Origin of the sequence: Gemmobacter sp., assembly GCF_016792925.1 — a bacterium.
Taxonomy (GTDB): Bacteria; Pseudomonadota; Alphaproteobacteria; order Rhodobacterales; family Rhodobacteraceae; genus Gemmobacter.
The window spans coordinates 1-5,239 of sequence record NZ_JAEULU010000297.1 but is presented as its reverse complement, the minus strand read 5'-3'; the positions used below and the strand labels follow the sequence as shown (position 1 = coordinate 5,239).

4 protein-coding genes and 2 pseudogenes are annotated in these 5,239 nt (G+C 68.1%); 3 read left to right on the top strand and 3 right to left on the bottom strand.

Translation table 11 applies throughout. The features are described from left to right. Positions 1-149: 149 nt before the first annotated feature. The 3 genes and pseudogenes from JNN06_RS14405 to prfA form a co-directional block, all read right to left on the bottom strand. Positions 150-787, bottom strand: a pseudogene (locus tag JNN06_RS14405) (DUF4167 domain-containing protein). A gap of 208 nt (positions 788-995) precedes the next feature. Continuing rightward, a complete protein-coding gene (gene prmC, locus JNN06_RS14400) occupies positions 996-1,847 on the bottom strand; it encodes a peptide chain release factor N(5)-glutamine methyltransferase (protein ID WP_291240288.1) in 852 nt (283 codons plus the stop codon). Beyond that, positions 1,844-2,899: a peptide chain release factor 1 gene (gene prfA, locus JNN06_RS14395; RefSeq protein ID WP_291240287.1), complete on the bottom strand. Its 1,056-nt coding sequence runs from the start codon at positions 2,897-2,899 to the stop codon at positions 1,844-1,846. The genes prmC and prfA overlap by 4 nt, the downstream gene beginning before the upstream one ends. Positions 2,900-3,029: 130 nt before the next feature. Here prfA and JNN06_RS14390 point away from each other — a divergent pair, with 130 nt between their 5' ends. From JNN06_RS14390 to JNN06_RS14380, 3 genes and pseudogenes are all read left to right on the top strand, one after another. After that, positions 3,030-3,920: a PfkB family carbohydrate kinase gene (locus JNN06_RS14390; RefSeq protein WP_291240290.1), complete on the top strand. Its 891-nt coding sequence runs from the start codon at positions 3,030-3,032 to the stop codon at positions 3,918-3,920. Next, positions 3,917-4,834 carry a pseudouridine-5'-phosphate glycosidase gene (locus JNN06_RS14385; protein ID WP_291240286.1) on the top strand — a complete coding sequence of 306 codons (918 nt, stop codon included), beginning with the start codon at positions 3,917-3,919 and terminating at the stop codon, positions 4,832-4,834. Before JNN06_RS14390 ends, JNN06_RS14385 begins: the two co-directional genes overlap by 4 nt. Positions 4,835-4,918: 84 nt before the next feature. Further along, a pseudogene (locus JNN06_RS14380) lies at positions 4,919-5,239 on the top strand (hypothetical protein); the annotation flags it as partial.

The window sequence follows — 5,239 nt, the reverse complement described above, 5'->3', positions numbered from 1 at the left end:
CAGCGGCCTCGGGTTCGCGGCGTTGGTCGGCACGCTGTTCGGGGCGCTGCTCAGAGCGCGGCTCGGACCGTTGATCGGGGCGCGGCGGGCGCGGCTCGCGAAACTCGCGGCGTTCCCGGTTCTGATCACGGTTCTGGTCGCGCGGAGTGTCACGATTGCCGCCCTCGCGGTTCGGGTCACGGTCGCGCTGGCGATTGCGGTTCTGGTCGCGGTTCTGATCCCGGTTGCCATCGCGGTTTTGCTCGCGGTGGCCGTCACGGCTCTGGTCGCGACTGGTTTCGCGGTTGCCGTCCCGGGGCATGTCGCGGCGCTGTTGGTCGCGCGGGCGGGCTTCCGGGGTTTCCACCAGCGGGCTGTCCTCTTCGGAGACAAAGCCCATCGGCTCGGCGAAATCGGGCTGCTCGCCGCTGCCGAAATCGGCCTGATCGCGCGGCTCGCGATAATCGCCACGCGGCTGGTCGCCCCGGTCGCGGTGCTGGCCGTTATGGCCGCCGTTGTTCTGGCCGAACTGCTGCTGGCGGGCTTCCTGCTCGGCGGCCAGCTCGCGCTGCGCCTCGCCCAGCATGCGGGTGTAATGCTCGGCATGTTGCAGGAAGTTTTCGGCGGCAACCCGGTCATTCGACAATTGGGCATCGCGGGCGAGGATCAGGTATTTCTCGATGATCTGCTGCGGCGTGCCGCGCACCTTGCCCTCGGGGCCGGAGCTGTCGAAGACGCGGTTGACGATATTGCCGATGGAACGCGGGCGGTTCGACTTGGAACGCGAGCGGGACTTGGAGGATCTCATCTTGTCCTTTGATCCGGTAAAGGGCCGGGAGGCCAGCAGCCGCCTTGCGAGGTACATCCTCAACCGGCGAAAATCTGTTTGGGCTGATCGGCGGGGGCTCAGATCAGCCCGTCCACCTGAAACCGGAGTAATGATGCAGGGGCGTGCTGACAAGCGGATTCTGTGCGCGGGTTGCGGATTTTCGGCGAAAATCCGTGGCTGTTGCGCCTCAGCCCGGCGCCTGCGCACAAACAACCCGGTCGCGGCCATCGAAATCCGGCAGGATGCGCAAGGCTTGCAGGCCGGCGGCTGTGAAGAGGGCCGCCACATCCGTCCCCTGCTTGGGGCCGATCTCGACCAGCAGCCGACCGGCGGGGGCCAGATGGGCAAGCGCGCCTGCCGCGATGGCGCGATAGGCATCAAGCCCGTCGCCGCCGGGCGACAGCGCCAGATGCGGCTCCCACTCCAGCACGCCGGGGTCCAGTTCGGCCATCTCGGTGGCGGTGATATAGGGCGGGTTCGAGACGATCAGGTCGAACTGGCCCGGGACGGCGGCGAACCAGCTGCCTTGTGCAAAGCTCAGCCGGGTTTCGACGCCAAAGGTGGCTGCATTGCCGCGCGCCACCGTCAGGGCCTCGGGCGAGAGGTCGGTGGCAAGGCCGGTGGCTTGGCGGCATTCGGCCAGCAGCGTGACGGCAATGGCGCCCGACCCGGTGCCGAGATCGAGCAGCCGTGTGAAGGGCTGAGCCAGGGCTTCGGCCACCAGCGCCTCGGTTTCGGGGCGCGGGTCCAGCACATCGGCGGTGACGCGGAAATTGCGGCCCCAGAACTGGCGGCGGCCCAGAATCTGGCTGACCGGGCGGCCCGCGATGCGGGCGACCAGCAGGGCGTCGAAGGCGCTTTGGGCCTCGGTCGGGACCGGATCATGCAGAAGGATCATCAGCCGGTCGGCAGGTTGCCCAAGCGCATGGGCCAGCAAAAGGCGCACATCCCGGGCGGGATCGGGCAGGCCTGCGGCGGCAAGCCGGGCCACGCCATCGCGGAACAGGCTTTGGCCCGTGATCGGATTTGGGCCGGTCATGCCTCCATCTCCGCCAGTCGTGCTGCCTGATCATGGGCGGTCAGCGCGTCGATGATGGCGGCAAGATCGCCTTCCATGATCTGCGGCAGCGCGTAAAGCGTCAGGTTGATGCGATGATCGGTCATCCGGCCTTGCGGGAAGTTATAGGTGCGGATGCGCTCGCTGCGGTCGCCCGAGCCGACCTGCGCCTTGCGATCTGCCGCACGGGCCTGTGCGGCGCGGTCGCGCTCGATCTCGAACAGGCGCGCGCGCAGCACCTGCATGGCGATCTCGCGGTTGCGATGCTGCGATTTCTCGGAGCTGGTGACGATGATGCCCGTGGGAATATGGGTGATCCGCACCGCCGAGTCGGTGGTGTTCACATGCTGGCCGCCTGCCCCGCTGGCGCGCATCGTGTCGATGCGGATGTCGGCGGCGGGGATGTCGAGATCGACCTCCTCGGCCTCGGGCAGCACGGCCACGGTGGCGGCAGAGGTATGGATGCGCCCGCCCGCCTCGGTTTCCGGCACGCGCTGCACGCGGTGGGTGCCCGCCTCGTATTTCAGCCGGGCAAAGACCCCCTCGCCCTGCACATGGGCGGTGAATTCCTTGATGCCGCCCAGATCGGAAAGCTGCTGTTCCAGAATCTCAAAGCGCCAGCCCATGCGCTCGGCATGGCGCTGATACATGCGGGCCAGATCGCCGGCGAACAGGCTGGCCTCCTCGCCCCCAGTGCCGGGGCGGATTTCGAGGATCGCGGGGCGGGCATCGGCGGCGTCTTTCGGCAAAAGCGCCAGCCGCAGCGCCTGTTCCTGTTCGGGAATGGCGGCCTTCAGCCGCGGCAGTTCTTCCTCGGCCAGCGCGCGCATCTCGAGGTCGGCCAGCATCGCTTCCGCCTCGGCCAGATCGTCAAGCGACTGGCGATAGGCGGCAATCTGGGTCACCACGGGTTTCAGCTCGGAATATTCGCGCGACAGGGCGGCGATCTCGGCCGGGGGGGCGCCAGCCGAAAGCCGCGCCTCCAGAAACTCAAAGCGCCGGGTGATCTGGTCGAGTTTGTCGAAGGGAACCATGGGGCCGGTTTCGCCTATGGGGTGGGGGGCGGTCAAGGGGGGCCGATGGCGAATGGATATTTGGGCCAAGATGAAAGGGGGCGTCGCGCGGGGGATTGCACGGGCGCGCGGATCGGGCGACAAGCGGGGCATGACACCGGATATTCTTTGCATCGGTTCCGTGCTGTGGGACATCATCGGCCGCTCGCCCGTGGTGATGCGGCTTGGCTCGGACGTGCCGGGGCGGATCACCCGCCTGCCCGGCGGCGTGGCGATGAACATCGCCATGACCTTGCGCCGCTTCGGCTTGCAGCCGGGGCTGCTGACCGCCATCGGGCGCGATGCGGAGGGCGACGAGCTGGTCGCTGCCTGTGCCCGCATGGGGATGGAGGTCGGCGCGATCTATCGCAGCGAGGATTTGCCGACCGACCGCTACATGGCGGTCGAGGGCGCGAACGGGCTGATTGCCGCCATCGCCGATGCGCATTCGCTGGAGGCGGCGGGGGACAAGATCCTGCGCCCGCTGGCCGATGGGCGGCTGGGCAGCGCCGCCGCGCCCTGGGCCGGGTTGATCGCGCTGGATGGCAACCTGACCGAGGCGCTTCTGGCCGAAATCGCGGCCTCGCCCTTGTTTGCCAGGGCCGATCTGCGGGTGGCCCCGGCCAGCCCCGGCAAGGCTGAACGCCTGCTGCCGCTGCTCGCCCATCCCGGCGCCACGCTTTATGTGAACCTTGAGGAAGCCCGGCTGATCTGCGCCGCCGAATTTGCCACGGCTGCCGAGGCCGCCGAGGGTATGCTGGCGCGCGGGGCGCATCGGGTGCTGGTCACCCATGGCGGCGCGGCTTGCGCCGAGGGGACCGCCGGGCGTGGCGTCATCACCGACAGCCCACCGCCGGTGCTGGTCACCCGGATCACCGGCGCGGGGGATACGTTCATGGCGGCGCATATCGTCGCCGAACGGCGCGGCGAAGGGCGCGAGGCGGCGCTGGCCGCCGCGCTGCGCGCCGCTGCCATCTATGTTTCAGGAGAAATCGGATCGTGACGCTACCGCTTGAATTCACCGCCGAGGTCCGCGACGCGCTGGCGGCTGGCCGCCCTGTCGTGGCGCTGGAATCCACCATCATCACCCATGGCATGCCCTTTCCGCAGAATGTGGAAGCCGCGCGCGCGGTGGAGGCAGAGGTGCGCAAGGGCGGCGCTGTGCCTGCGACCATCGCCGTGATGGGCGGGCGCATCCATATCGGCCTCGGCGATGCCGCGCTGGATCAGCTGGGCCAGACGCCGCATGCGATGAAGCTGAGCCGCGCCGATCTGCCCGCCTGTGTGGCGCTTGGCGCGGTGGGGGCGACCACGGTGGCCGCCACCATGATCTGCGCCGCCATGGCGGGGATTTCGGTCTTTGCCACCGGCGGCATCGGCGGCGTGCATCGCGGAGCCGAGACCTCGTTCGACATTTCCGCCGATCTGGTCGAACTGGGCATCTCGCCCGTCACCGTGGTGGCGGCGGGGGCCAAGGCCATTCTCGATCTGCCCAAAACGCTGGAAGTGCTGGAAACCCAAGGCGTTCCGGTCATCGCCTACGGGCAGGACGAGTTTCCGGCCTTCTGGTCGCGGTCGTCCGGGATGAAGGCGCCGCTGCGGATGGATGAGGCGGCCCAGATCGCCGCCGCCCATCTGATGCGGCAGACCCTCGGCCTCAAGGGCGGGCAATTGGTGGCCAATCCGATCCCGCTGGCGGCGGAGATCCCGCTGGCCGAAATCATGCCGGTGGTCGAACAGGCACTGGCCGAGGCCGAGGCCCAGGGCATTGCCGCCAAGCAGGTGACACCCTTCCTGCTGGACCGGATTTTCGAGCTGACGGGGGGCAAATCCCTCGCCAGCAACATCGAGCTGGTGCTGAACAATGCGCGCCTCGCCGCGGCAATTGCCGGAGAAATCGCCCGTCAAAGGGCCTGACCGCGATTTTTCGTCGAAAAATCGTGGCCCCGGCGTTGCGGCGTCGGGGCTGCATGGCTAGATCGGGCAAAACAGGGAAAACCGATGACCGAACCCAGCCCCAAACGCCCCGGCCTGCTGGCCAGTCTGCGCGCCAGCCTGCTGACCGGGCTTGTCGTCGTGCTGCCCATCGGCCTGACCATCTACCTTATCTATACGGTGGTGGGCTGGATCGACAGCTGGATCCTGCCGGTGATCCCCTATGCCTGGCGGCCCGACCAGCTGGTCGCCTATTACATCGGCCCCGAGGCCAATTTCCCCACGCGCGGCGTGGGGGTCATCGTCTTCCTCATCTTCACCATCATCGTGGGCTGGATCGCCAAGGGGTTCCTCGGCCGCTCGCTCATCGGTCAGGCCGAGCGTCTG

Coding starts and splice junctions, on each gene's coding strand:
- prmC (WP_291240288.1), bottom strand. CDS start 1,847: ATGACCGGCCCAAATCCGATCACGGGCCAAAGCCTGTTCCGCGATGGC.
- prfA (WP_291240287.1), bottom strand. CDS start 2,899: ATGGTTCCCTTCGACAAACTCGACCAGATCACCCGGCGCTTTGAGTTT.
- JNN06_RS14390 (WP_291240290.1), top strand. CDS start 3,030: ATGACACCGGATATTCTTTGCATCGGTTCCGTGCTGTGGGACATCATC.